Consider the following 23,936-nt stretch of genomic DNA (forward strand, 5'->3'; position numbering starts at 1 on the left):
GTATGAAGTTCAAGCATTATTCTGCCAACTGACTGGCCGTTATAACAAATGATCCAGTCATTTTGCCGGGGTGCCCGCCGCCGATCACTGTTTTTCTCATTGTCCACATGTGAGAACACTTAGTGAACATCTGTGGTGTGTCAACGTGTGATAAATATACAACAAAAACCAGCCAAAATCACCGTTTTAAACCTCAAAAACACATGGAAAATCAGGCAAAATCGCCAAAATGAGCATGTTTTGAGAGCGAAAAATACACAGCCACTCCAAGAAATGGCAAAACAGGGGTCGAAAACGGGTTTTTCGAAAGATGAAGGGGCAAAAAAGTCGTAAAATGGGCAAAAAACGCCCCCAAATTATAAAGTCGTTTTTTACGGAAAAGCACACAGCCATTGTAATTTTTTGCACGTCTGCGAATGGACCATTTTGAGAATGGTTCACAACTGGGCTGCTCCTTAGTTTTCTTCCATATACTTCTTCACCACGTCGCTAAAATCCCATTCCTCGATATAGTCAACGCCAGCCGCGTTTTCGGCTGCTGTTTTCCTGCTGTGGCAACTGTTTGTTCCGGGACCGTGGCACAGTGGCTGCACATTATTCATGTCGATGAAGAGTGACCAGTTTTTACGGAAAGAGCGGATGTGATCAACGTGGCTGGCTGGCGTGATCACACCAGCGGCATAACATGACGCACAGATCGGCATACGGCCTAAGCAAACGTCTCTAATGGCCTTCCACACCTTCGTAGCATAGAAGCGGTGATGTTCGTTGCCTGTGCGCGCGATCTGGTGGACCTTCACGCTCTTACGCAAGCAGCCATCCTCACCGCACTTGAATGCGCGGCAACCGGGAACTCTCGTGCACAACCGCTTAATCTTCCTGTTCTTCATCTTCGGCCACACAGTGCGTCTACACGCGCGAGATAGTTGTCCCACTCAATGATAGACTGTTCCGTATCGTGGCGGCTCACAGTTGGCAGGGGGATGGAGCAATATGTATCAGTCGCGTAGCCGTCCGGTCTGGCGCAAGCGCTCAACAGCACTAGCGCGGCCAACATTAATTTCTGTTTCAATGACACGTTTTGTTGCCTCCTTATCCTTTTCAAAATCTTTTATATTATCATCATAATCTTCTTTAATTCGCCCCATCTGATAGGCTGTGAAAAGCGCAAACATTGCGCCAGCAATCCACATAGCTATTTTCTTTAATCTATTCATTTCTTCACCTGCTTCGCGAAAGCGTCTAATCCAAACGCCGCGCCAGCCATGGTGAATGATGGCACAAGTAGTAGTTCAGCCACTTCTTTAAAATACGGATGCCAGAACCCTGCTACGAAACAGGCCATGGTGATGACAACCATGAAGGCTGCAAATTCTCGTTTGTATGTTTTATTACTTCCCATCATTCATTACACTCACTACACTATAATCTCCAAATAATCCTTTGCATTCATGAACCGCTTCAATATGCAATTCGTCAATTTCAAAATTGGTGAAAAGTCGCCAAGGGCCTGCAATGTTAAATCCTTCGGGTCTGCTGTGGTAGCTATCACCCGTTGTGTCTAAAAAGTTGAAGTTCACTCTGTATCCGAGAGGGTCATTCATTCTCAGGCCGACAAAATCGCAATCTCTCAATTTGTCGAACTTCACGAATACTTCTTGCACCCCGTCGTCTACTTTGTGACCTTCCACTAATTCAATTTGTCCAACGACAGGGAAAAACGCGGTTTCCAAATCCGGTTTCGCCCATGAAATAAGTGCAGTTGCGAGAGACGCGGCAAGTAAAAACATTTGGAAATTAAACATTTTCATTTAAAAGCCTCCTTTGAACACAAAGGTAAGGACGCCGACGACTACAAACGTGATGACGATCCAAACGACTTTTTTTGCGTTTTCTTCAAGCCCGCTGACATCAGTTTGAATATTTTTAATATTAGTTTCGTTCACAGCTATTCTTGAACTGTGCTCGTGCACTTTGTCGCGTATTTTTACAATTTCATCTGACACACCTAATTCCTCAAATTTAATTTCTCTAATTATTTAGGAATATAAACGTGCGTTTTGCCTAAATAATTAAAACAAGACACGATAAGAGGAATGAAAATGGCGGGCGTAAAAGGAAGGAGCGGAGGCAGTAACCGGAAAAGTCTCGCAGAACACGAGCGCGACGGCACGTTCAGGAATGATAAGCACGGTTCATTGTTGGTGAAGCCAGATCAATTAACGTGGTTGGAGATGCCGACTATTCTTGATCACACTCAACCAGTCACCAAAGAGATAATTTTTAAAACAATATCCGCGTATCTCTACAAATATGGCCAATCAGCAGCCGAAGATGAGCTAATGCTATCTCTTCTTGTTGATCAAGTGCAGATTTATCGTGACGCCAAGGAAATATACGAGACAGAAGGCGCAACAGCCACAATAGGCCGAAAATTAGCGTCAACTATCATTTCGGATACAGGCCGAGAAATTAGCCGCTATTTGGCCGAATTCCATTTAACGAAAAATACTCGCGCACCGATTCCTATTGAAGGTGAGAGCGAGGAAGTAGACCTAGTGGCAGATTTTTTGAAAGGAAATGAATAACTTTATATTAGACAGGAAAAGCACAGTTGATGATGCGATTGAATACGCGCGAAAGGTAGTCAACGGTGATCTGGTAGCGGCTGAATATATTAAAAAGCAGGCTGCGGTATTTTTAGAAGATATTGAGAAAACCCAATTTGAAAGCGGGTTTAGGTGGAAGTTTGATGCGGGTCTTGCTTCGCATGTAATTAACTATTGCCAGTTGCTGAACTTCGTGGAAGGCGCACAGGCGGGAACCAACATAATACTTCAACCATGGCAAGCATTTTTGCTGGCGAATTTATACGGCTGGGTCGATAAACAGGATATCGAAATAAGGCGCTTCACGAGAGCAATCGTTTTGGTCGCGCGTGGTAGTGGCAAATCAACGCTTCTCGGCGCTCTTGCTCTATATGAGCTAATTTATGCACCGATGGGTAGCCAGATCGTGACGATAGCTACCAAAAAAGATCAGGCCGAACTGGTCTGGGATATGTCGGATCGGATGCAACAAACATCTGATCCGAGACTGACACCGGGATACAAAAAATTAACGAACAAAATTAGCAACACCGAAAAATGGAACCGCTACACTGCATTGAGCAATAAGAGTGAACGCCAAGACGGTTTAGCCGTGCGCCTTGGTATAGCGGATGAGAGTGCTGCAATTAAAGACGACAACTTGTTTAACGTCGTCTTGTCTTCTATGAGTAAACCAAAATCACCGCAATTTATCCATATTACGACTGGTCAACCCGGCGCAGAGAATGGTTTTTTCTATGGTCAGTTAGATTATGCGAAAAAGGTGCTTGATGGAATTCTCGAAGATGAACGTATTTTTTGTTTAGCATACCAAATTGACGCGGGTGATGATTGGCAAGATATCGCTAATGTAATCAAAGCGCAGCCGAATTTAGGTGTATCTGCCTCTATTGAATATTACAAGGAACATTTGGAGCAGGCAAAAGTAATCCAGAGCATTGCTGCTAACTATCGCACGAAATATTTGAATGAATTCATTTCTACTACTGACTCGTGGATAGATATCAATAGCTGGAACAAGAATAGGGGCAAGATTGATAAGACTCTTCCCTGTTACTTGGGTCTCGATCTCGGCGCTACAGATGACCTTGTTGCGGTATCTGCTGCCTATGGGCCAGATAGTAATGGTCGTTTTCACTTTGATAGCACCTGTTTCGTGCCAGAGGCTGCATTTAGGGAAGCACCTAAGCACGTGCGCCCAATCTACTCGGCTGGTGTGGAAAGCGGCAAACTAATCGTTACAGAGGGTCAAGTTCGTGATGATGCGGCCATTCGCGAATATATCCGCAACTTGAGCCAAACTCATGAAATCCGAGAAATTTGCTATGACGATTGGTCAGCTTTGACGTTGGTAAACCAGCTTCAAGAAGACGGCTATGAGATGGTGAACATCCCTCAAAATATGAAGGCGCTTTCACCGATCACCAAAGAAGTAGAAATAAAGGTGAAGAATGGTGAGGTGATCCATGACGGCGATACGTTTTTGGCATGGCAACTCTCCAATTGTGAAGTCTACACCGATTTAAACGAAAACATCAAAGTTCGAAAGGGCAGGGACCGCGCGTGTAAGATTGACGCCATCATTGCATTTTTGATGGCGATGACACGAGCCAATATTAACAAACCAAAATCAGAGTTTAGTTGGTTCATACCTGAATAAATAACTGAAAGGAATTTAATGAGGAAATAATAAGAAATGGCAGGAAATTGGCTAAGTTGGTTGCGCCCCAAGGATGAGAGCGCAGCACCGATGGGGATGTATATTAGTCCCTACGTCTCAATCAAAAATGTAAATCTTGAGCCACAAGATGCACTGAAAAACCCCACGGTCTTTGCCTGTGTCAACGTGCTTGCAGAGACTGTTAGCCAGATGCCGTGGTCTACTGTTGACGCGACCAAGGCGGGCTTTGCGCCAGTCGATCACGATCTGAACAAGCTGCTGCGCCGACCTAACAGCAGCATGACGCGCGTGGAGTTCAAGAAGAAAATTGTTAGCGATCTTATGGTCTACGGCAACGTCTATTTGTTGAAGATCATGACGTCACAAGGGCGCGTCACTGAGCTTGTGCCGTTCGATCCGCCGAAGATCAAGTGCACTATCAGCATGTCAGGGGCCAGAACGTTCCATCATGAAGGTGGTCGCACGTATTCTGAGCGCGAAATCATACACATTCGAGACTTCATTTCTCTGGACGTGACTGGTCTGAGCCGTGTGGAGCAGGCAGCAGAGCTTATCGTTCAAGCTAACACCCTGGACTCTAATCTCACCCGATCCACTCGTGACAGTAGCAAGCTATCTGGCGTGATTTCCGTGGCCGAGTCTGTGCCACCTGAACAGGCGGCTGCTTTTACTGCTGACTGGAAGAAGAAATACGGCGGTGACGTAACCTTGCTTGGCGGGGGCGCGACCTACACGCCGATGACAAAGAGCAGCCCAGCAGACTCCGAGACACAAGAGCTAACCAAGCTCGAAATCGCCCGCATTGCGTCCATTTTCAGAGTCCCAAGCGCATTTTTGGAACTTTATGACGGCTCAAAATATTCCAACCTGAGCCAGAAGAATAGCAGCTTTTATCGCGACAGTATCAGCCCGCTAACTAAAAATATTTCTGAAAAACTGTCTCAGGCGCTTATCACTGATCCTGACAAAGAAATAGCTTTTGATCCGACAGAGCTAACCAAAGGCGATCTTGCTGCAACAACAAAAATAGCCAATGAAAGCTTCAATGCCGGAATTTTGACATTGAATGAAGCAAGAAATCTGGCGGGTTACTCTGCCGTAGATGGTGGTGACAAGTTTGTTGAAGCACCAAAATCACCAGAGCCAACCAGTCACAATGACTATGATGCAAATTCAACAGGCCAGTATGGGCCACGCACCAGTGAGGGATATTCCAATGAGTAAAAAGAAAGAAATTACAAAGAACATTGAGGCTCCAACGGTGGCAACTGTGAAGCACCCGGACGGTCACATATACGTAAATCGTAACATTGCAGAGCTTGAGGCTGCTTATGGCATGTCAAAAGCAGAATTGATTAAAAAAGGGTGGTCCTTCGAGTAAGGCCACCTGATTAATTTCACTAAATACAATCAGAAAGGAAATTTTATGAGGTAATAAAAGTTGAAACTCATCACAAAAGAATTGCCGACATCGGTAGAGGAAGTCACCGATGATGGCGAAGTAGTTGCTTACCTGTCTACTTTTGAAAATAGCGACAAGGTAGGTGACGTGATAGCGCGAGGCGCTTTTGACGACTTTATTATGTCGTTTGACCCGGAAGTTACAAAACTCCAATGCTTTACGGCCACCAGAACACCAAACTTATTGGCGAGTGGGTAGACCTTAAAGTTGATGACAAGGGCCTTATTGGTCGCGGTGTTATTTACAAAGAAACCACACAAGGTTCAGACGTTCACGCATTGCTAAAACGCAAAGCTCTGTCTGCCGTTTCCATTGGTTTCAGATCAAACGACTACGAGAGTCTGTCAAGTGGTGGTCGCCAGTTCAACAAAGTTGAGTTGGTTGAAACGTCCATTGTTCTCAATCCTTGTAACCCTGCTGCCGAAATTCTGTCAGTAAAATCTGATGATGGGTTGATAGCAGTTTCCGATTTGAAGTCTGTTTTGCGCAATGCGGGCCTCAATCGTGCAGAGATTGAAGCGCTTTTCAACGATGGTTGGACAGGTATTAAACAACTCCGTTCTTCTGAGGAAGTCGAAGAAAAGAGTGAAGATATTTTCAATATCCTCAACGAGTTCAAGTTTTAATTTCACTAAATAAAAGAAAGGATTTTTAAAAAGAGGTAATTTTCCAACATGGATAAAGATCAAGTAAAGGAGATTTTGGAATCTATTAAAGCGTCTGCTGACGAAAAATTCGAAACAAAAGCAGAAGTAGAAACTAAGATTGAAACTAAGGCCGACAAGGCGGAATTGGAAGCAGTAAAGGAAGCGATTGAAGCAGTAACAGCGAAGTTTGACTCCATTCCTGCAATTGTTAACAAAAATGAGGAAAGGAGTTTGGAACTAAAATCTGTAAACGAGGCATTTGTTAAATCGTTTGAAGAAAAGGGCGAGTATAGCGCCGACATTGAGGTAAAGGCGATCACTCAGACCGCGCCAGTCACTGGTTCTGTGAAGCCTGTGCTGGGCCTGTCTGGCGATCTGTTCGCAGCTAACCCAGTTCGCATGCTTGCGCGTAAGATCGACATCACCGGGTCCACTGTGACGCTTCCACGTAAGACTGGCTCTTACAATGCGGCTGTTGCAAACGCGACTAATAAAGGAACCAAAGCAAGTGGCGACAGCGCTGTTGCAGAGGTGGTCATCACTGCCCGCACAGTGAACGCCGCACAGGACGTCACCACAGAGAGCCAAGAGGATATCGTTGGACTGGACCAGTTCTACGCCGAGGATATTCTTGCAGAAATCGCTGCAAAAGAGGCGATGGAACACGTTGTAGCAGTTGAGGCGATCACCAACGGTGTGACTACAGCGGCAAACACTGGCGTGACTTTCGCTGACCTGAACACGCTGATTCATTCTGTCCCGGTTCAGTATCGTCAAAATGGTGTGCTTATGCTCTCCACTGACGCAATGGCTGCTATCCGCGAACTTGATGAAGCTGGAACTGGGTCCAAGCTGATCTTTGACCCGATTGAAGCCGTAGATCGTTTCATGGGCTTCCGTGTGGTCGAGAACGGTTACATGGCTGACATGACTGCTGGTAACGTGATCGGCGCATTCGGTAACTGGGGCCGTGGTCTAGTTCTTGCTAACCGCAAGACAGCGACTTTGACCCGCTCTAACGTCACTAAGCTTGGCCATATCTCCTACTACGGTGAGATGCGCTCCGGCATCGGTGAAGTAGACACAAACGCTCTACGTAAGCTGACCGTCAAAGCTTAATCCAAATTATTAAAACAAAGGGAACCGCTAATTTTGGCGGTTCCTTACTATTATCATTTTGAGGCGTCCCACATGGATTATAAAATAATAACAAAAAATCCAACAAACATTGTGACTGTGCCCGAATTGAAGGCGCAGCTAATGCTTTGGGGTGATAACAGCTATGACGCCGAATTGTTAAACATCATCGATGCAGCGGCTAACCTTGTTGAAGATGCATGTGGAAAATCTCTATCAACTGAATCAGTTCTATATCCACTAGATACTTTCAAAGATGTTGAGCTACCACACGAATATATTTCTGATCTAACCGTTCACTACTTTGATGTTTCCGGTGATGACACTTTGATGGATGCAAGTGGTTACGTTCTTGATGAAACTGGCATGAAGCCAAAGGTTTCTTTTAAAGAACTGCCAGCGCTATCGTCAGACCTTAGTTTCCCCATTTCAATAAAATACACTGCCACACCAAATGTGCCAGCACGCGTAAAGCATGCAGTTCTTGTTGCGGCAAGTGAACTGTTTGAAGTGCGTGGAGAAACGACTGAGAAGGCGAGGGCCAAAGCTGCGATCACAGTGGATAGGCTAATTGGCTCTTACAAGAGGGTGGCTGTATGATCAAAGCAGATTTTTACAAGCCAACAATCACGAAAGGAGATTATCAGGAAGATATACTAAGTTGGGCGCATCAGTTTAGCTCTGGTGTGAAAACCAAAACGGTCACTTTTAAGGACATACTAGCTGCTCAACAGAGTGTAAGCGATGTGTCTCTATTAGTATATTGTCGAAAAAACCCCAACACCATGGCGATAGAGAGCAACTGGCAGGTTGAGCTTGCGGGTGATCGTTACGAGGTGAACGGGATAGACGCTAATCCAAGCAACCGCGCTGAAATCATCCTTTATTGCGAGAGGGTGACGCCATGAGCCAGTTCAAGAAAGATATTTCAAAAAAATTGGCTGATGCTGTGCCGGGTGTTCGTGTTGTGCCAAGTTTTAATAATGGTCACTACCCAGCGGTGGTGTTTTCGTTTCGCAATGGTCAGCGAGAAGCATTCTATAAGGACAGTTATGGAATCGCAGAAACAGAGCTAACAGTATCAATATTTGCAGATAGCTATTCGAAGCAAACAGAACTGGCTGAATATATTAAGACTGATTTTCACGCATTTAACGGAACGATTGGTCAAACTCGCATCTTGAGAAGTGAAGTAACAAACAGTTTTGAGACCACGCTTGATGGCGGCAAAATATATCAAGAAATCATCACAATCCGCATTCTGATGTAACTAAATAGATAAAAGAAAGGAATAATTATTAAGAGGTAATTTTTAAATGTCAGGAATTTCAAAACGCCAAGTCGGATTAATCGCTAGCCTATTTTTCAGTGCTGCTAAGATCGACACTAAAGATGAAACAACTGTAGCAGCGGCTGCGATTGCTAATAATCAAGTGATTGATGTGGCCGACATGGGTGCATTGTCCAAGAGCCGTTCAGTTATCGACGTTCCAGTTTATGGTGAAGATTTTCAGAGTAAGCTCGTGGGGCAGGCAAGTGCGGACAGCTTCACATTCAATGTGACCTACAACAATGACAACGCGATCCACACAGCGCTGCGCGATGATGACGGCAAGACGGAACATTCGTTTATTGTGAAATTTGAGAACGGCGCAGAAGTCACTTATGCCGTTTTTGATGGCTACATTGAAACATCCGATCTGACTGCACCGCTGGATGACCGTATTCAGATGGACGCGTCAGTTGCCCGCACAGGTGGCGTTACATGGGTAGATAAAGCTTAAAATACACCAAAGGGGCTGCATTGGTGGCCCCTTTTTTACACAAAGAGAAAGGATATGACACCAGAACAAAAATTAGAATATTACATTAATAACTCAGAAAACTTAGAAGGCGGAGAATTTTGGTTCAGCCTTCGCAATCAGAAATATTATGCATTTATCATAGCCAAGGAACTATTAATCGCAGGTGCAGAGCCTGACGAAGCAATCGATTTGGCCATGGAGTTCGTGAACGGATATTACAACAACGCCATTAGAAAAGGCGCATGGAAGCTCTGATAGTTCAGGGCGAAGAATATATAAGATAAGAGGATATTACAAAAATGGCAAAATTAGGATCTATTGTTACGAGAAAACCAATCTCAACATCTTACGAGGGCTTGTACGTCCGTGACCTTCCTATGAAGGAGATGACAGACAAATTTGGAAGCTTGGAGACTGACCTTCAAGATAATCCCGAGGACACAATCACGCATGTGTTTGTCGAACTGCTGTGTGATGAGCGCGGCGAGCGCTTTGAAGACGCTCAAACATGGGATGATATCAATGCGATGTTCAGCATGAGTAATCTAACCGCTATCATGCAAGAGGTCAGTAACGCTCTTAATCCAACTGCGGAAAAAAACTAAGTAGGAGTTGGCAGCGGGTCGTTAGAGCATATCTACTCAGCAATGGTAGCTCCATTGATACTGTCAACTCCATCTCACATTCCGACGCATCGGACATATACCAACTTATTCAATCTGGCATGATTGGGCCGTATAAAGATTACGCTATTTCCTATAATCAATATGCAAGCTTAAACATCATTCGCGAAACAATGCTGGGCCTCATCTTGGGCAAAAAGCATAAGCCAGAGAAGATGATAGATTTTCATGACATGTATCCAACGATTGATGATTACATCTATCTTGGACAGGGCAAGGCAATCAGAGCCAGCGAGAAACAACGTAAAGGTTCTCTTGCAGTTAAAGCAGCGGCAATTTTTGTAGATGATTCAGCACCAGCTTGGCTGAAAGAAGCTGTATAATTACTAAATAATACTAAGGCCGCTCATATCGGGTGGCCTATTTTATTTAAGAGAAAGGATATGGCGAGATCAAAGGATATTAAAGTTGAAGGGTTGAAAGACTTAGAAAAGGCTCTGCGAGAGCTTGGAAAAGAGTTCGGCAGTCCAAAATACGCTGTGCAGGCTATGCGTCCAGCCGTGAAAGCTGCGATGAAGCCCGTGGAAGAAAAGATTGAACAAAATACACCAGTTGATTCAGGTGGACTAAAGGAATCTGTAACCACCAAGATAGGCAAAGCTACTAAAAAGATCAAAAAATCCAATCACTTTAACGACAATACAATTATAGTTGGCCGATCAGGATATTTTTGGAAAAAAGGTGAAAGCCGCTGGAACCAAGCTCTGGCCGTGGAATTTGGTAGTGAGAAAACGAGTGCATCTGCACCATTAAGAAATGCTTTCGATGAAGAGCATGCAGGCATGTTGCAGCGCTTCAAGGACACTTTAGGCCCAGCAATTGAAAAGAAAGGAAAGGCACTGAATAAGAAAAGAGGTAAGTAGTGGCAACAATTGCATCATTGAATGTGGGCCTTGGGGCAGACTCAGCACGACTAAAACGCGATCTGGATAAGGCCGAGTCTCACACAAAGAAATTTGGTAAGAGAGCGGCGCGTAACGTCAACAAACTGAGCAAGTCGTTCAAAGGTCTTGGCGCTGCAATGGCGGGTATCGCTGCGGCTGCCAGCATTGGTAAGCTATTAGAAACGAGTGACGCAATGGTGAAGTCTGCCGATGCTGCTGGTATCGCGTTTGACTCTTATCAGCGTCTACAGTTCGGGCTTGAACAGTCTGGTGTATCTTCTGCCGGGTTCCAGAAATCTACATTGAAGCTGAACAAGGTTCTACTTGACGCGAGTAGGGGTTCTAAGACCGCTGCTGACGCTCTTGGTCGTATTGGCTTATCATTTGAGCAACTGGACCGCATGAAGCCAGAAGAACGCTATGCGGCTGTTCTACGCGGTCTTGAGGGCATTGAAGACAAAGGGGCCAAGGCAGCTATCAGCATGGAACTATTGGGCAAGGAATTTGCTGGTAGAAACATCAAAACAGACGCCATGTTAGAAGCTGGTAAGGGCATAGCCACCATTTCAGAGGACTCCGCAAGGGCAAGTGAGCGTATTAACGACGCCATGAACCGCATTAAAACCAGCTTTTCCGCTGTGCTGGCCAACGCGATCATCCCACTAATTGACGGTATCAGACCTGCAATCGACGCTGTATCAAACTTCGCGGCAGACAACCCCAAGATGGCTAGTGCTATAGCGGGCATCGCTATTCTAAGTGTGTCAGTCGGTGCGCTCGGCGCTGCGTTCAGCTTACTGTCATGGCCTGTGCTGGCTGTGACTGCTGCTATCGCGGCTGCTGTGGCAATTTTTCAAAATTGGGACTCAATAGTCAAAAGCACCGACGCATTTTTGAGTGACAAGTTCGGATTTACGCTATCTGGCATTATTGAAAAAATTCAAAATTTGACTGGATGGTTGAGGGATAATCTAACGCCAGCATTCGAAATATTTAAAGATGGTGTTGGAGTCGTCACCGAGAACTTCACGCTTCTATTTGGCGCAATGAAAGACATCTTCACATTGGATTTCCAAAGTGCTGGTTCAAAGATGCAGGACGCATTCGGAAATGTCACGTCATTCTTTGTAAGAAATTTCGGTGACGCGTTCAAAAATATCGTTTTCAATATTAAGGAGCAGTTAACATGGGCATTTGAGAGCGTCACCACATCATTCAGTAACTTCTTTAAAGTGGCAATGAATGCAGCCCTGAAACCTCTGGAAAATTTTGTTAATGCCACAATCGACCTGCTGAACAGTATCAATCCCCTGAAAGATATATCGCATATTACTATCGGGCAATATGAGCTAGGCAAGATGCCCCAAAATCCCGGTTGGCAAAATTTCAATCAGACTTTGGGCACAACCAGCGGAACTGGCCTAACATCGGCTATCATGCCACCTGCTAACAATAGCACTGATGCAGCACCAACAACACCACCTGTCACACCGCCAAACAGCGGCAACGGAAACGGCGAGGGTTTCGGTAACACTGCTTCTGGCTCTGGTGGTTCAGGCGGTTCGGCTAAAAGTGATGTAAAACAGGAAGTTACAGATAGCTTTCTTGACAGTATTAAAAGCAGCCTTTCCCAAGCTCTGAAATCCGGTGACTGGAAGGAGTTTGCAAGCTCAATTTTTGACCAGATCACAGGCCGTATAATTGATAATTTTGCCAATGGTCTCGTTGACGGTTTGGCCGAAGGTCTGGGATTTGGTTCCAAGGACGGCAAAGGATTTTTTGACAATATATTTGAAAATTTTGGGAAGAACGTTCAAGGCGAAATGTCAACAGCGCTCGATGGGTCCAAATTCCAAGGTATATTCCAAAATTTTGGATCAGGTCTACAAAATATGATGTCTGGAATATTTGAAGGAATTGGCGGAATGTTCGGCGGAGTGGGAGGTCTATTTGGTGGAATTGGCGGAATACTTGGATTTAGTAATGGTGGTGTTGTGCCCCACAAACCCGGATTTAGTAAACTGGGCGTTGATAGCGTGCCTGCAATGTTGCAGCCCGGCGAAGTCGTTATTCCGACTGATGAAGTGGACAATGTGCTAAATAGAGGAAGCGGGACAGGAACAACTGTTAATTTCAATATTACAGGTGACATTAGCCGCCAGACTGAAAAAGCAATTTTTGAGATGGCACCAACAATTACCCAGATGGTCAACAACACCAACAAAGAGAACGGATTTTAATGGCATATTACTACAAAGGACAAGAAATACTCACACCATACAATATTTTTGATAATAGAACTGTTTTTCAAAACGAGTCGCTGAATCTTCAAAGAACCACCACATTCTTGCCGGGTCAGCGATTTGACCTGAACTTTCAAGTGAAACCAAGCCACGATCCCAGCGCTATCATGCTGGCTCATATCTCGGGCTTCCATGCAGTTGATACGATGATAATGCCACAAGGTCTGGGCATGGAAGAAAAGCGCACATTCAAAGGATCAGCCGTTGCAGCGAGTAATGCGGTGGCTGGTGCTGATGTTGTGTCAATTGTTGCAACTTCTGGTGATGGCGTAGGTAACATTATTCCCGCTGGCTACTTCGTAACATTCGCAGGGCATCCAAAACTCTACATGGTAGTTGAAGACGTTGAGCTAAACGACACCACCAACAAAAGTTTGAAAATATACCCGCGTTTGGTTGCTGATGTTGCAGCGAGTGAAGCCGTGAATTTGGGTGATGATGTTCAATACACTTACGAAAGAGATATCAAAACTGCACGTGGTGTGAGTTTTAATAATGGCGTTTTGACAAATCCCGGAACAATAAATTTAATAGAGAAGATATGACATGAAGGATAACGCAAATATTTTAAAAAATTTCTTAGAGACTGACCAAGAACTTGGCTACTTCGCTTTGGTTAAATTGGATTGGAATGCTACTCGATATCTGACCAGTTTGCCTCACGCGGTAACATGGAATGGCAGCGAGTATGCCAGTGATCCCCTGATTATGCAGTTTGACAGTCCAAGATACACTGAGGTCGTGGATAGGGAAGCATATACACTCACGCTAAACGGCATGGATGCGAGTATTAAAAATGAAATTGATACCGGAATTCTGCACCGTCCAGTGTCAATTTTTCTTGGCTTCACCATAAACGGCGTGCCGCAACTTGGCCTGAATGATCTGCTTCACGTTTACACAGGCACAGTGGCTAATCCAAAATATGTAGTGGATGATGACCAGATGTTGTTTGAGATTGAATGCTCTGCCCCATTGTCCAATTTGGATGCGGTATCAACAATATTCACAACAAAAGATGCCATGCGCCAGATTGATCCTACGGACACTTGTTTTGACAAAATATTGGAAAATAACACGCCAAGTTCGGTAGCTTGGGGTAAGGTATAAGCTAAATAATTAAAAGATAGAAAATAAGAAAGGATAAGTAATGTGACATGATAATCAATTTCATTATTGGGGCGGCTATCTCAATCGTATCAGGTTTGCACTCCCGTAGAAAAGCAAAGAAGCAGCAAGCTCGACTTGACGCCGAAATGGACAAACAGAAGGGTTTTGACGTCCCGGTAGATGGTGAGGCTATTAACTTACCGCTGGTTTATGGGTATGCCAAAGTAGGCGGGGTGCGATCAGTTGTGCACACTGCGGATAATGGTGCTATCGTTGCACCACCATCTGGTTTCGAAGACCGTGCAGTCAACTTGGGTGTGGGTAATCACGGCGGATCAAAAAAAGAATATATGGTTGTGCAGCAGGCATTCTGTCACGGCGATATTGACGAATTTTTGGATTTTGAAGTCGATGACCAAAACTACGATTATCACAAGTTTTCTCACCACATTCGTTTAAGTAAAAACGGCGGTGTTGCCGATCCTACAGCGGTGGCCTTCAATGTGCCTCTTGGTAATACCAATAAATTTACTGGGATGGCTTGGGCGTCCCAAGTTTACAAGTTGAACCGTGATGACCCTGAATATTCTGGCACTCCAAACCTAACAGCATACATTCGCGGAACTCGCGTCCGTGATATTTTCAATGATAATGGTGAATGGAAGTTCAGCAACGACTACACGTTTAGTAACAATTCGGCGGTAGTGATTGCTGATTATCTTACCAGACCTATTGAAAAGGGTGGGCGTGGCCTGCCTGATAACAAAGTTGATTTAGCTTCATTCGGACATGCGAAAGCAATTTGTGACACAATTGTTGCAAGCAATGTTGACGTGCGCGGGCGTGTAAATGGCGTGCGACCTGTTCAGGACGGTCAAGTTGAACCATTACCTTCAAAGCGTGATTTGAGACTTTACGAGTGTAATCTTGTAATTGATACATCTTCACCAAGCAGAGATATAATTGAACAATTACTTGAAACCATGGCTCAAGCAAAGTTGGTTTACTCCAATGGTATCTACAAGCTCAAATTGGACTATCCGGCAAGTGACGTTGAACAAGATACCCTAATTACTGCAACTTATTCTGATAACGATATATTGGGTAAGATCGAAGTTGCTGTGGCTGGTGCGAGTGAGCGCTTCAATCGCTGCGAAGTTAAGTTCAAAAATGAAAGTATGGATTATGCTAATGACAGTGTGTCATGGCCTGTTCGTGGTAGTGCTGCCCATGTCCAATATCTTGCCGAAGACAATGGTAAGCCGAACGAAACCACATACACTTTATTTGGTGGCACTCATCGTCAAAGTGCACTTGCTAAAGCAGAAGAAATTGTTAGAGAAAGTCGCATTGGCAAAACTATTAAGTTTAAGATTGATCGCAAAGCACTAGTTCATGAAATTGGTGACATCTTCAAGCTGAACTCAGTTGCAAGCAAGATCACCAACGAATTGTTTAAAATAACGGGTATCCGCATTGATAGTGAACTTAACGCGACCATTCAAGCAGAGCGCTTTGATTGGAACAGCCTGTCATGGAACGTGGAAGATAGTTACGTTGAACCAGCAATCGTAATTCCGGGAACAGTCGTTCCTAACGTATCCAACCTTACTTGGACTGATGGTAGCCGCATTGGTGACAACAAGAACAACGGCTATCTTACATGGACTGCACCAGACACAACGAGCGTGCGCCGCTATCACATTTGGGCAAAGCGTCCTGCCGTTGGTGAATGGGTGAAGATAAGTGAGACAGTTGAAGATCATTTTGACATTCCGGCTGATTTTAACAGCGAAGGGCACGACTACCAATTTCTTGTAAAAACAGAAAATAGCCGTGGCTACATCAGTCAGGGAGCGATGGTGCTTGCTGATCAGATGCCGAACTTGGTGCCAGTCTCTGGTGTGAGCTATGAAGTTGGCATGAACACTGTCAAGCTGGCGTGGTCAAACGCGGTGCCTCAGTTGGTGGGTGCTTATAAGGTCTACATGGGAACCAGCAACGTGCGCGGTGACGCCATCTTGTATGGAACTACCGCCAGCACTGAGATGATCGTTAGCCCGCTCACTATATCCAACTATTATTTCTGGATCGATGCGGTGGGCATGGATGGCTCTGTTGCGGCTGGTAGCTCTATTGTCGTTTCAGCGCTAGAACTGGGTATCAAGAGTGGTGATATCTCAGCAAATACAATTACTTGGTCTCACCTTGCTAACAACGTGCAATCCGACATGGAAGGCTACGTTTCATCAGCAAACGCGCATGCACAGGCGGCTAACACGAGTGCACAGGCCGCACAGGTTCATGCCAACAGTGCGAACACTGCTAAGACAACTGCGCAGAATGCGGCTACGTCTGCAAACAACAGTGCAAGCGCTGCTGCGACATCTGCGTCTCAGGCTTCAATAAGTGCAAACAATTCCGCTCAATCGGCAGCAGCGAGTGCAAACAGTGCGCTGGCTGCGAATACGCACGCTGGGACTGCGAAGACCTACCGCGATCAAGCTGCTATTTCTAAAAATGACGCGTCTGGTTCTGCTACTGCGGCTGCAACATCTGCGGGTGTGGCTACGAGTGTCAGGGACAACATGATAGCACGTAGCCTGAACCCCGTTTTTGAGTACGGCAAAGACGGATGGGAACAAGATCGCGGCGACGGCAATTATGCATCTAATGTAACCGTGGCAAACGGTCCAACAGGCGGTAACGCGCTCAAAATCGACTCCGCAATGTGGATACGCACGATTGATAAAATGCCAGTCGATACATCGCGCACGTATCGCATGATCGTCCGTGTAAAAGCAGTTGGCGGCACCTCCACATGCTACGGGGGTGTGGATACGTTTGACCAAAACGGTGATCGCATCACTGGTGGGGCAGGCACACACAGATACGTAGCCGGGAGCATGACCGTGCCCGATGACGGTAACTGGCATGAGATGACCGGGACAATTACTGGCGAAGGTGCGGATAGTGACCAGTTTCGTCCAGGAACCGCGATGATCAATCCAGTGGTTATTGTAAATTATGCATCTTCAACAGCTAACTATACGCTTGTTGATGTTGCATATCTTGAGGATGCAGAGGAAAGCACTATAGCTGCGACCCACGCTTCTGCGGCCTCAACAAGTGCATCAAGTGCAGCAGCGAGTGCGAATAATAGCGCTCAGTCCGCATCTGCGGCAAATAGTTCAAAGAATGCGGCTGAAACAGCGCGTAGCCAAGCACTTACATATCGTAATGAAGTGGCAACGTCGGCAGCAGAGGCTGCTGGTTCTGCATCTGCGGCTGCTATTGTCGAAGGCGTCGTGACTAAAACGATGAGCAGCGAAAACTTCAGCAACCCGGTTTTAAAAGATTGGAATAATTCAATCAACATGCCAGAAGGCTTTGGTGACGAACGAATTAACTCTGGCAATCGCTATTTTTCAAAAGTTGCTGGAAAATATTACAACGCCCTACAATTTGTTGTGCTGGACCAAAACGATGGTCACGCGAACAGACCATATTGTCGAATAGATTCATCACTAAATCACGAACTTGAACTTCCTTCTGCAAACAAGCTGGATGCATTGCGTGTCACGCTGGAAGTCGAAAAGATTTCCGGTGATTGGGGCGGCGCATGTAGTAGGGTAAGTTGGATAAGAGCAGATGACGGCGGCACAAATGCACACCAATATTATTATTTTGAAGATAATCTGTCAGATGAAAATGGTGTAATTCAGACCGTTGAATTTGAGATGACCAAACCTAATGGCTTTAATCCGGGGACCAATCCGAATAGCTCATATCTGGCGCTATATTTCTTTGGGACTGGAAATTACGGGGGCAAGCAAGACCTTCCAGTGAAATGGAAGCTTCACAGGGTGTCTGTCAAGCAAATCACACAAGGTGCCAGCACGCAGATCAGCCAAAAGGCAATTTCGGACATTGAGGGCAATCAAAGCGCCGCAATCGTGATGCGTGCCAGCACAAGTAACAGTGCGCTATTGGAATTGACATCTTTGACCGATGCTGAAACAGGCGGTTCCATCACGGCGGCTCGTATCGCGGCGGAAAGTATCCTTCTGGATGGGTCAGTAAAAGCGAACAAGATGGACGTTGATGGCCTTTTGCAGATCAGCGAGAACGGCGCTCTTTCGATTGGAAAAACTGGCGCATCCGATTATGCGAACAGCGGCATATTCTTTGGTCGCGACGGGTCAAATACCGGGTTCGGGTTCTTTGCAGGCCGAAACGATGGTAATGAAGAACAATATATTCGAGTTGTTAAAGACAGCTTCACGATCCGCAACGCACAATTTGAAATCAGTTCTGATACTGGGGCCACGAGTACTTACCCTCAATCGGGTACTTACACGCTGGATTCATCCAGTACCGTCATACGCAGTCTTGTGCTGGCTGGTGGTGGTGGCGGCGGCGGGGCAGGCGCGGACATGTTCTATAACGGACAACATGGCTCGCCCGGCGCTGCCACGGTGGTCGAATTGTTGGATGACAACAACAACGTGCTCGAAACTTGGCAAAGTGGTTCTGGATCGGGCGGCAGCGGGGGCAACAAGTCATCATTCGGCGACCCCGGTGGGCAGCAAACTGCAAGCTGGCGGTACAGCCAAGTCAGCCCATACGCCAATGGCGGCGTTGGCGGGTCAGGCAATGGCCGTGAAACTGGTGAGGCAGGCCGGGGCAGTCCTTTGACGACAATAAATGATTATGTTCTGCCGCCAGCAGCCACGAAAATCAGGATAACAATCGGGGGGGGCGGCGCAGGCGGTTACAACACGTCGGACTCGATGCGAGGCCAACCGGGCAGCGCCGGACTCGTGAAGCTGGTGGTCGAAGGGAGTGGCGTGCTGACAGCGGGCGTATTGTCACAGTCACCTTCTGTCAGCGGGACCATCCACGTTTCAAACGGTGTGGAACTGCCTGCTCTTGGACCGGGTCTTTGGACGGTGAGCGGGTCCAACTTCAGCAAAGAAGTGGACAACCACCAAATTGGTTCCGACGTGAAGGTCTTTGTAGCTAAAGGACGCCCGAAGGCCACAAGTGGAAATCACACCATCAGCTACGTTTTTTGGCCGATGAAGTAAGAGGAAAGGATATTGAAACAAATACTATTTTATGACCCCGCAACGGGAAGAGGCATATCAACAGCGAAGGGGCAGGCGGCATATCTGCCTGCTGCTTCCACACCGGAAAACCCGCACATCGAAACTTCTGAGGTCATCGATAATCCGGCGGATTGGATTGTGGCCAACGGTGTGGTGTCACGTGCTGTAGTTGTCACCAAGCAAATGGTTGATGCAGAACGTGACAGGCGGATTGCAGCGGGGTTTGTGTTCGACGGCAAGATGATCGATTTTGACGCTGTATCAAAGGAGAACATCACCGGGGCTGGCGCGATGGCGGGCACCGCTTTGGCGATGGGTGCTGTTGCGGGTGATCTGTACTGGCACGGTGGACCAGAGCCGTTCAGTTGGATCACGGCGGATAACACCAAGCTCGAACTGGATGCAGCCAGTATGTTCAGTATGAGCAAAACCGCTGGTAATCATGTCACTGCGCACTTCATGGCAGGCAGGGCGCTGAAAGATTTACCTGTTATCACAAGCACTTATGCTGACGATGAGTATTGGCCGTGAAAGAATCGTTTAAAATGTCTTGTTCTGAGGTAACATTTTCATGTTCGTGAGTGAGTGACATTGTTACGTTTATTAGCCCAAGCTAAACCCCGGTGATCTGATCACCGGGGCTTTTTGTAAAAAATCAGTCAAGCCACTGCGGATCACATTTCTGATGGGTTTCTACCTTTTTGAGAAGTTCTAACGCATGTTCAGAGTACTTGTGAAATACTGTTTTATTTACTTTATTTGATTGTTGAAACTTAGTGTCGGACGCCTTCATATCAAAACCTGTGTCCCGTAGAACTATCTTCATTAGCTGGTCAGCTTTGTGCCAACTATTACCTCCAAGAAGTTGTCCAAGTTCTGTGATCGAGTAAGGAAAATGAAGTGCTGTTTTAGAAGCATCATGAATTGTTGTGATGCCCAACAGTTTCGCAAACTCTTCTTGATTCTCTAGCTTTCCTTCTAGAAATTGAAAGTCAACTTCAAGCTTTGTTTTCGGCGTATCAGTTCTGGATAACTCATATGAGCGTGCGAGAATCGCTCTCATCAAGTTGGCGGGGATTGAACTTAAAGCATCAGGAGACTTGAATGCATCAAATACCCACTCAAAGTCCGACGTGACGATCAGCTTAACTCGTACACTTCTGTTTTCCTCAATCTGTATTAGCTTCTCAGAAGCATATGAGGTCTTTTTCTCTGCTTCCGGGTCGTATTCGATAAAGTATATATTATCGATAAGCGATCCCGGTAGCGCAAGCGCTTCGTCTATGTCCGACAGGATCGCTCTAACGTTGGGATCACTTGCGCCATAGCCGACAATTAGCATTGGATGTTCATTGAATAGAGAGAGCAGACGCGCAGCAATGAATTTCTTCTTTTTATGAAATTTATCGTAATCTTCTTGAGTGATGATTACTTCTGAAATTTCATCTACGCAGCCATGAATCTTAAATATTTCACCGACAGTGAAAGGCATTCCTTTGAGTGCGGACTGGCCAACAATTACAGTGTGGTTGGGAAATGTTTTCTCAAGAAATGTGTCATAGTTGGTTGTAAGCACCGCGTGCGGTTTTATTTGTTGAAGTGCCGAAATCTCTTTAAACCAATTCTCGTCAATGTCTGATAGGTGATCGGGGGTTTTTTCTTTTATTATTGAAGAAATTGCATGCTTCAAGAATGAATCTGCCGGGGCATCTGCGTCGAACAGTTCCTTTGGAAAGTTGTTCTCTCCTGTACCCCAAGCCCATTCGCGATACTTTTCGGCGAAGATACTTCCTATTTGTGGAGGCGATTCACAAGATTGAGCGTAGTAAGCATAGCTTTTGTCGATTAGTGGACATTCGTTCGCTAGTTGTTGCAACAGTTCAGTCCAACTAGGCGCGTTGAAGTATCGCCTTGAAAGACCTGCACCCACGAAGAGAACTGGCTGGCAACAAAGTTTTTCAATTTGTGCTGCAATGTCAGCACGAAGATGTTCTTTGTACTCTTCGTAGTCCAAGATGTTACTCCAAATAGTTCTTACATATGAACGCCTTCTATTACTATGCCGACCATGCAAACTAGTAAACTCTGAGATTGAGGTAGTAAGAGACCCACTCACTTGGGTTCGTGGATGGTCGTAGACACTATTATGCTGGTCCACGGTCAAGGAAGTGGTATGCCTATTGCACCACCTAGAAGAGCGGCGTGACATTTGATTGAAGAAATCTGCACTCCTGCATGTGCTCCATGGGCATCTCAACGGTTGGTGGGTTGGCTGAGAGACTCGGAACGCATACCAATCTGGTAAGTCGTCTGGTCTGTAGGAGTTCGCGCATTGAGATACCCGCTTTTTAAGCATTTTTGTTCGTACTTACTTAACACGCCGATGGGGTTAGCTATCGGCATCATTTTTACCTGCGTTCTTGGGGTGGTGTTCGATGATGACTTTTTTGTGGGGTTCACAAAACACTATACGTTCGTGGTTTCCGCTTCCTTGTCGCTGGTTGTTGCTTCGTTCGCAGTTGCTGGGGTGTTCTCAAACATTGCCAGCCAGCGCGAGAAAGACGAAGATAGCCGAAAACGGAAGCTATTAGCAGCAAGGGCTAGGTTGCCGTTGGCGTTGGCTGAGATGAGCAAAGCTTGCACGGAGGGAGTTCGTCTTACGGTAGAATATCCTAGCATTCAAAGTGACCTTACTAAACCACACTCACTGCTGGATAAAAGTGCAGTAAAACTGCGATTGTCAGAGGAAACATATCGAACTTTGGAGCAAGTAATCGAGTTTCATGACAACGTAGATGTAGCACAACGCGTAGTGCGTTTTCTGCAATTATATCAGTCATCTACGCAACGTTTACTGGCGCAGTTTGAGCCTAGAAAGCTCATTCAGTATTGGGGCGAAGGGAATCCAATGAGGGTCCGAGCTGTAGAGTGGGCGTTAGTGCAAGCTATTGTGATATCACTGTTTCGGTATTCCCGCGAAGGAATACTTCCGCCAGTGACTCCGGATACCGTTAGAACTGCGTTGCAGCTTGATCAGCAAACAAGTTTGAAGATTGGAAATATTGATGATTATCAGAAGGATATACAGGCAGTTCACCGCAGGTATCTTGAACAGGACAACGCTTTTAATCGTACGTGATATCAGCAAGTGGTGAATTGAGGCAATGGTATCCTTATTGCCTCACCTATCCAAGAGCGTGCCGTACCACCCGCCATGCACGGTGCCCATCGGATTGGTGACGTTGAATTCGGGTGTGCCGCGAAACACCACACGGCCCGGCTCAACGCTCTTCAGGTGATAGCCAAGTGTTTCGCCAATCGGCGGGCCGGGCAGGCGGCCTTCAAGGATGCCGGTCATAAAATCAAGACCAGAGATCTGCGCGACCTCAGAGAGCGGCATCAGGTCCGTGGGGGATTTTGCAACTGACATGACGTCCTCCAGTCTGCGTTGTGCAAACGCTAGGAGGGCGCCATGGGCTCAACAAGTGTTACGCGACGTTCTGCAGGCGCGCTTTGGATTTTACACCAAGTGCGTGGCACACATCGCGGGTCAGTTCCGGGCGATTCAACGTGTAGAAATGCAGCTTCTTCACACCGCCATCCAGAAGTTCAGTGCAGAGTTCACTGCAAAGTGCCGTCGCCAGTAGGTCGCAACGATCATCGCGCTGTGCTTTCTCAAAGGCCTCATCGAGCCACGCCGGAATGGTTGTGCCACAGGCTTCGGCAAAGCGGCGCACACCTTTCCAGTTCTCGATCGGCAAAATGCCGGGAGTGATGCGATCGGTGTCAATGCCTGCCTTGGCGCAGGCATCGCGGAAGCGGAAGAAGCTCTCGGCCTCAAAGAAAAATTGCGTCAGCGCCTCATCGGCTCCGGCGTCCAGTTTGCGCTTGAGCCACTCCACATTGGCCTGCTGGCTGGCAGCTTCAGGGTGGCTCTCAGGGTAGGCCCCGACGCGCAGGTTGAATTTACCCTTGGCCGCCAGCGCTTCGATCAGTTCCACTGAAGAACCAAAGCCATCCTCAGTCGGGGTGAAACGGCCCTGTTCTTTCGGCGGGTCACCGCGCAGCGCAACAATATCCGTGATGCCCGCCGTGGCGTATTGATCCGCAATGTCGAGGGTTTCCTGTCGCGTTGCAGACACGCAGGTCAAATGCGCCGCAACCTTGAGGCCGGAGTTCTTATGCAGCGTCGTCACTGCATCGCGGGTCAATTCGCGGGTGGTGCCGCCCGCACCATAGGTGACGGACACAAAGCGCGGTGCCAGCGGTGCCAGAGACTGCACCGTGTCCCAAAGCCGAAAGGATGCTTCGAGGTTTTTGGGCGGGAAGAATTCAAAGGAAATCTCTGGCGTGGTCACTGTCGTGGCTCCTCGGAGGCGGAGCGCCCTTGGTCGCGCGCTCGGAATGTCGTGTTTTGCGTCACTTGTGTCGCATCAGGTTTGACCCCTTTTCACATGAGAGCTATCAGTGAATCAAACTCATATTTCTCAAGAACAACATGAGG

Annotated in this window: 27 protein-coding genes and 1 pseudogene; 20 read left to right on the forward strand and 8 right to left on the reverse strand. The window is 46.5% G+C overall.

The genetic code is table 11. The features are described from left to right. Positions 1 to 455 precede the first annotated feature (455 nt). The 5 genes from K529_RS15440 to K529_RS15460 form a co-directional block, all read right to left on the reverse strand. Positions 456 to 812, reverse strand: a complete 357-nt coding sequence (locus K529_RS15440; RefSeq protein WP_052032004.1) for an HNH endonuclease — start codon at positions 810 to 812, stop codon at positions 456 to 458. Positions 813 to 998: 186 nt separating this feature from the next. Then, positions 999 to 1,217, reverse strand: a complete 219-nt coding sequence (locus tag K529_RS15445; RefSeq protein WP_131665004.1) for a hypothetical protein — start codon at positions 1,215 to 1,217, stop codon at positions 999 to 1,001. Continuing rightward, on the reverse strand, positions 1,214 to 1,405 hold the full coding sequence (locus K529_RS15450; protein WP_040641568.1) for a hypothetical protein: 192 nt from the start codon (positions 1,403 to 1,405) through the stop codon (positions 1,214 to 1,216). Before K529_RS15450 ends, K529_RS15445 begins: the two co-directional genes overlap by 4 nt. Next, complete coding sequence (locus K529_RS15455; RefSeq protein ID WP_005613704.1) at positions 1,392 to 1,811, reverse strand: hypothetical protein; 420 nt, start codon at positions 1,809 to 1,811, stop codon at positions 1,392 to 1,394. The genes K529_RS15450 and K529_RS15455 overlap by 14 nt, the downstream gene beginning before the upstream one ends. Beyond that, entirely contained in the window at positions 1,812 to 2,006 is a 195-nt protein-coding gene (locus K529_RS15460; RefSeq protein WP_005613705.1) for a hypothetical protein, read from the reverse strand. It abuts the gene before it with no gap. A gap of 96 nt (positions 2,007 to 2,102) precedes the next feature. Between K529_RS15460 and K529_RS15465 the strand changes: the two genes are divergently transcribed. The 19 genes from K529_RS15465 to K529_RS15550 all read left to right on the forward strand — a co-directional run bounded on the left by K529_RS15465 (position 2,103) and on the right by K529_RS15550 (position 19,963). Next, positions 2,103 to 2,588: a P27 family phage terminase small subunit gene (locus tag K529_RS15465; RefSeq protein ID WP_005613706.1), complete on the forward strand. Its 486-nt coding sequence runs from the start codon at positions 2,103 to 2,105 to the stop codon at positions 2,586 to 2,588. Then, positions 2,581 to 4,269 (forward strand): terminase large subunit, encoded by a 1,689-nt coding sequence (locus K529_RS15470; RefSeq protein WP_005613709.1) that lies wholly within the window; start codon positions 2,581 to 2,583, stop codon positions 4,267 to 4,269. Before K529_RS15465 ends, K529_RS15470 begins: the two co-directional genes overlap by 8 nt. 36 nt (positions 4,270 to 4,305) lie before the next feature. Then, complete coding sequence (locus K529_RS15475; protein WP_005613712.1) at positions 4,306 to 5,514, forward strand: phage portal protein; 1,209 nt, start codon at positions 4,306 to 4,308, stop codon at positions 5,512 to 5,514. Beyond that, positions 5,507 to 5,671 (forward strand): hypothetical protein, encoded by a 165-nt coding sequence (locus K529_RS23505; RefSeq protein WP_157859747.1) that lies wholly within the window; start codon positions 5,507 to 5,509, stop codon positions 5,669 to 5,671. Before K529_RS15475 ends, K529_RS23505 begins: the two co-directional genes overlap by 8 nt. A 233-nt stretch (positions 5,672 to 5,904) precedes the next feature. Then, on the forward strand, positions 5,905 to 6,378 hold the full coding sequence (locus K529_RS15480) for an HK97 family phage prohead protease (protein WP_005613715.1): 474 nt from the start codon (positions 5,905 to 5,907) through the stop codon (positions 6,376 to 6,378). Positions 6,379 to 6,426: 48 nt separating this feature from the next. Beyond that, the gene (locus tag K529_RS15485; RefSeq protein WP_005613717.1) at positions 6,427 to 7,518 is read left to right on the forward strand and encodes a phage major capsid protein; all 1,092 of its coding nucleotides are present in this window, start codon (positions 6,427 to 6,429) and stop codon (positions 7,516 to 7,518) included. Between the two features lie 72 nt (positions 7,519 to 7,590). Continuing rightward, positions 7,591 to 8,136, forward strand: a complete 546-nt coding sequence (locus tag K529_RS15490) for a head-tail connector protein (protein ID WP_005613719.1) — start codon at positions 7,591 to 7,593, stop codon at positions 8,134 to 8,136. Then, positions 8,133 to 8,444, forward strand: a complete 312-nt coding sequence (locus tag K529_RS15495) for a phage head completion protein (protein ID WP_005613720.1) — start codon at positions 8,133 to 8,135, stop codon at positions 8,442 to 8,444. The genes K529_RS15490 and K529_RS15495 overlap by 4 nt, the downstream gene beginning before the upstream one ends. Then, on the forward strand, positions 8,441 to 8,806 hold the full coding sequence (locus K529_RS15500; protein WP_005613722.1) for a hypothetical protein: 366 nt from the start codon (positions 8,441 to 8,443) through the stop codon (positions 8,804 to 8,806). Before K529_RS15495 ends, K529_RS15500 begins: the two co-directional genes overlap by 4 nt. 46 nt (positions 8,807 to 8,852) lie before the next feature. Beyond that, the gene (locus tag K529_RS15505; RefSeq protein ID WP_005613723.1) at positions 8,853 to 9,320 is read left to right on the forward strand and encodes a hypothetical protein; all 468 of its coding nucleotides are present in this window, start codon (positions 8,853 to 8,855) and stop codon (positions 9,318 to 9,320) included. A 54-nt stretch (positions 9,321 to 9,374) separates the two neighbouring features. Continuing rightward, positions 9,375 to 9,596, forward strand: a complete 222-nt coding sequence (locus K529_RS15510; protein ID WP_005613724.1) for a hypothetical protein — start codon at positions 9,375 to 9,377, stop codon at positions 9,594 to 9,596. A 131-nt stretch (positions 9,597 to 9,727) separates the two neighbouring features. Further along, positions 9,728 to 9,946: a hypothetical protein gene (locus tag K529_RS15515; protein WP_005613726.1), complete on the forward strand. Its 219-nt coding sequence runs from the start codon at positions 9,728 to 9,730 to the stop codon at positions 9,944 to 9,946. 119 nt (positions 9,947 to 10,065) lie between these two features. Further along, entirely contained in the window at positions 10,066 to 10,347 is a 282-nt protein-coding gene (locus tag K529_RS15520; protein ID WP_005613727.1) for a hypothetical protein, read from the forward strand. A gap of 60 nt (positions 10,348 to 10,407) precedes the next feature. Next, a complete protein-coding gene (locus tag K529_RS15525) occupies positions 10,408 to 10,887 on the forward strand; it encodes an HK97-gp10 family putative phage morphogenesis protein (RefSeq protein WP_005613728.1) in 480 nt (159 codons plus the stop codon). Continuing rightward, positions 10,887 to 13,148: a phage tail tape measure protein gene (locus tag K529_RS15530; protein ID WP_005613729.1), complete on the forward strand. Its 2,262-nt coding sequence runs from the start codon at positions 10,887 to 10,889 to the stop codon at positions 13,146 to 13,148. The genes K529_RS15525 and K529_RS15530 overlap by 1 nt, the downstream gene beginning before the upstream one ends. Further along, entirely contained in the window at positions 13,148 to 13,756 is a 609-nt protein-coding gene (locus tag K529_RS15535; protein WP_005613730.1) for a hypothetical protein, read from the forward strand. Before K529_RS15530 ends, K529_RS15535 begins: the two co-directional genes overlap by 1 nt. 1 nt (position 13,757) lies before the next feature. Next, positions 13,758 to 14,321, forward strand: coding sequence for a hypothetical protein (locus tag K529_RS15540; protein WP_005613732.1), 564 nt, complete (start codon positions 13,758 to 13,760; stop codon positions 14,319 to 14,321). Between the two features lie 47 nt (positions 14,322 to 14,368). After that, positions 14,369 to 19,411: a phage tail protein gene (locus tag K529_RS15545; protein ID WP_131665010.1), complete on the forward strand. Its 5,043-nt coding sequence runs from the start codon at positions 14,369 to 14,371 to the stop codon at positions 19,409 to 19,411. A gap of 12 nt (positions 19,412 to 19,423) precedes the next feature. Beyond that, the gene (locus tag K529_RS15550; RefSeq protein ID WP_005613737.1) at positions 19,424 to 19,963 is read left to right on the forward strand and encodes a DUF4376 domain-containing protein; all 540 of its coding nucleotides are present in this window, start codon (positions 19,424 to 19,426) and stop codon (positions 19,961 to 19,963) included. 124 nt (positions 19,964 to 20,087) lie between these two features. On the opposite strand, the gene K529_RS15555 is transcribed toward K529_RS15550, so the two are convergent. After that, positions 20,088 to 21,446 carry an SIR2 family protein gene (locus K529_RS15555; RefSeq protein WP_005613740.1) on the reverse strand — a complete coding sequence of 453 codons (1,359 nt, stop codon included), beginning with the start codon at positions 21,444 to 21,446 and terminating at the stop codon, positions 20,088 to 20,090. 318 nt (positions 21,447 to 21,764) lie between these two features. On the opposite strand from K529_RS15555, the gene K529_RS15560 reads away from it, so the two are divergent. Next, entirely contained in the window at positions 21,765 to 22,571 is an 807-nt protein-coding gene (locus K529_RS15560; RefSeq protein WP_040641574.1) for a hypothetical protein, read from the forward strand. Positions 22,572 to 22,619: 48 nt separating this feature from the next. Here K529_RS15560 and K529_RS15565 read toward each other — a convergent pair. Further along, positions 22,620 to 22,862, reverse strand: a pseudogene (locus tag K529_RS15565) (PaaI family thioesterase); the annotation flags it as partial. 58 nt (positions 22,863 to 22,920) lie between these two features. After that, the gene (gene metF / locus K529_RS15570; protein ID WP_005613746.1) at positions 22,921 to 23,790 is read right to left on the reverse strand and encodes a methylenetetrahydrofolate reductase [NAD(P)H]; all 870 of its coding nucleotides are present in this window, start codon (positions 23,788 to 23,790) and stop codon (positions 22,921 to 22,923) included. Between the last annotated feature and the right edge of the window lie 146 nt (positions 23,791 to 23,936).

It is taken from the genome of Tritonibacter mobilis F1926, from assembly GCF_000376545.2.
GTDB lineage: Bacteria > Pseudomonadota > Alphaproteobacteria > Rhodobacterales > Rhodobacteraceae > Epibacterium > Epibacterium mobile.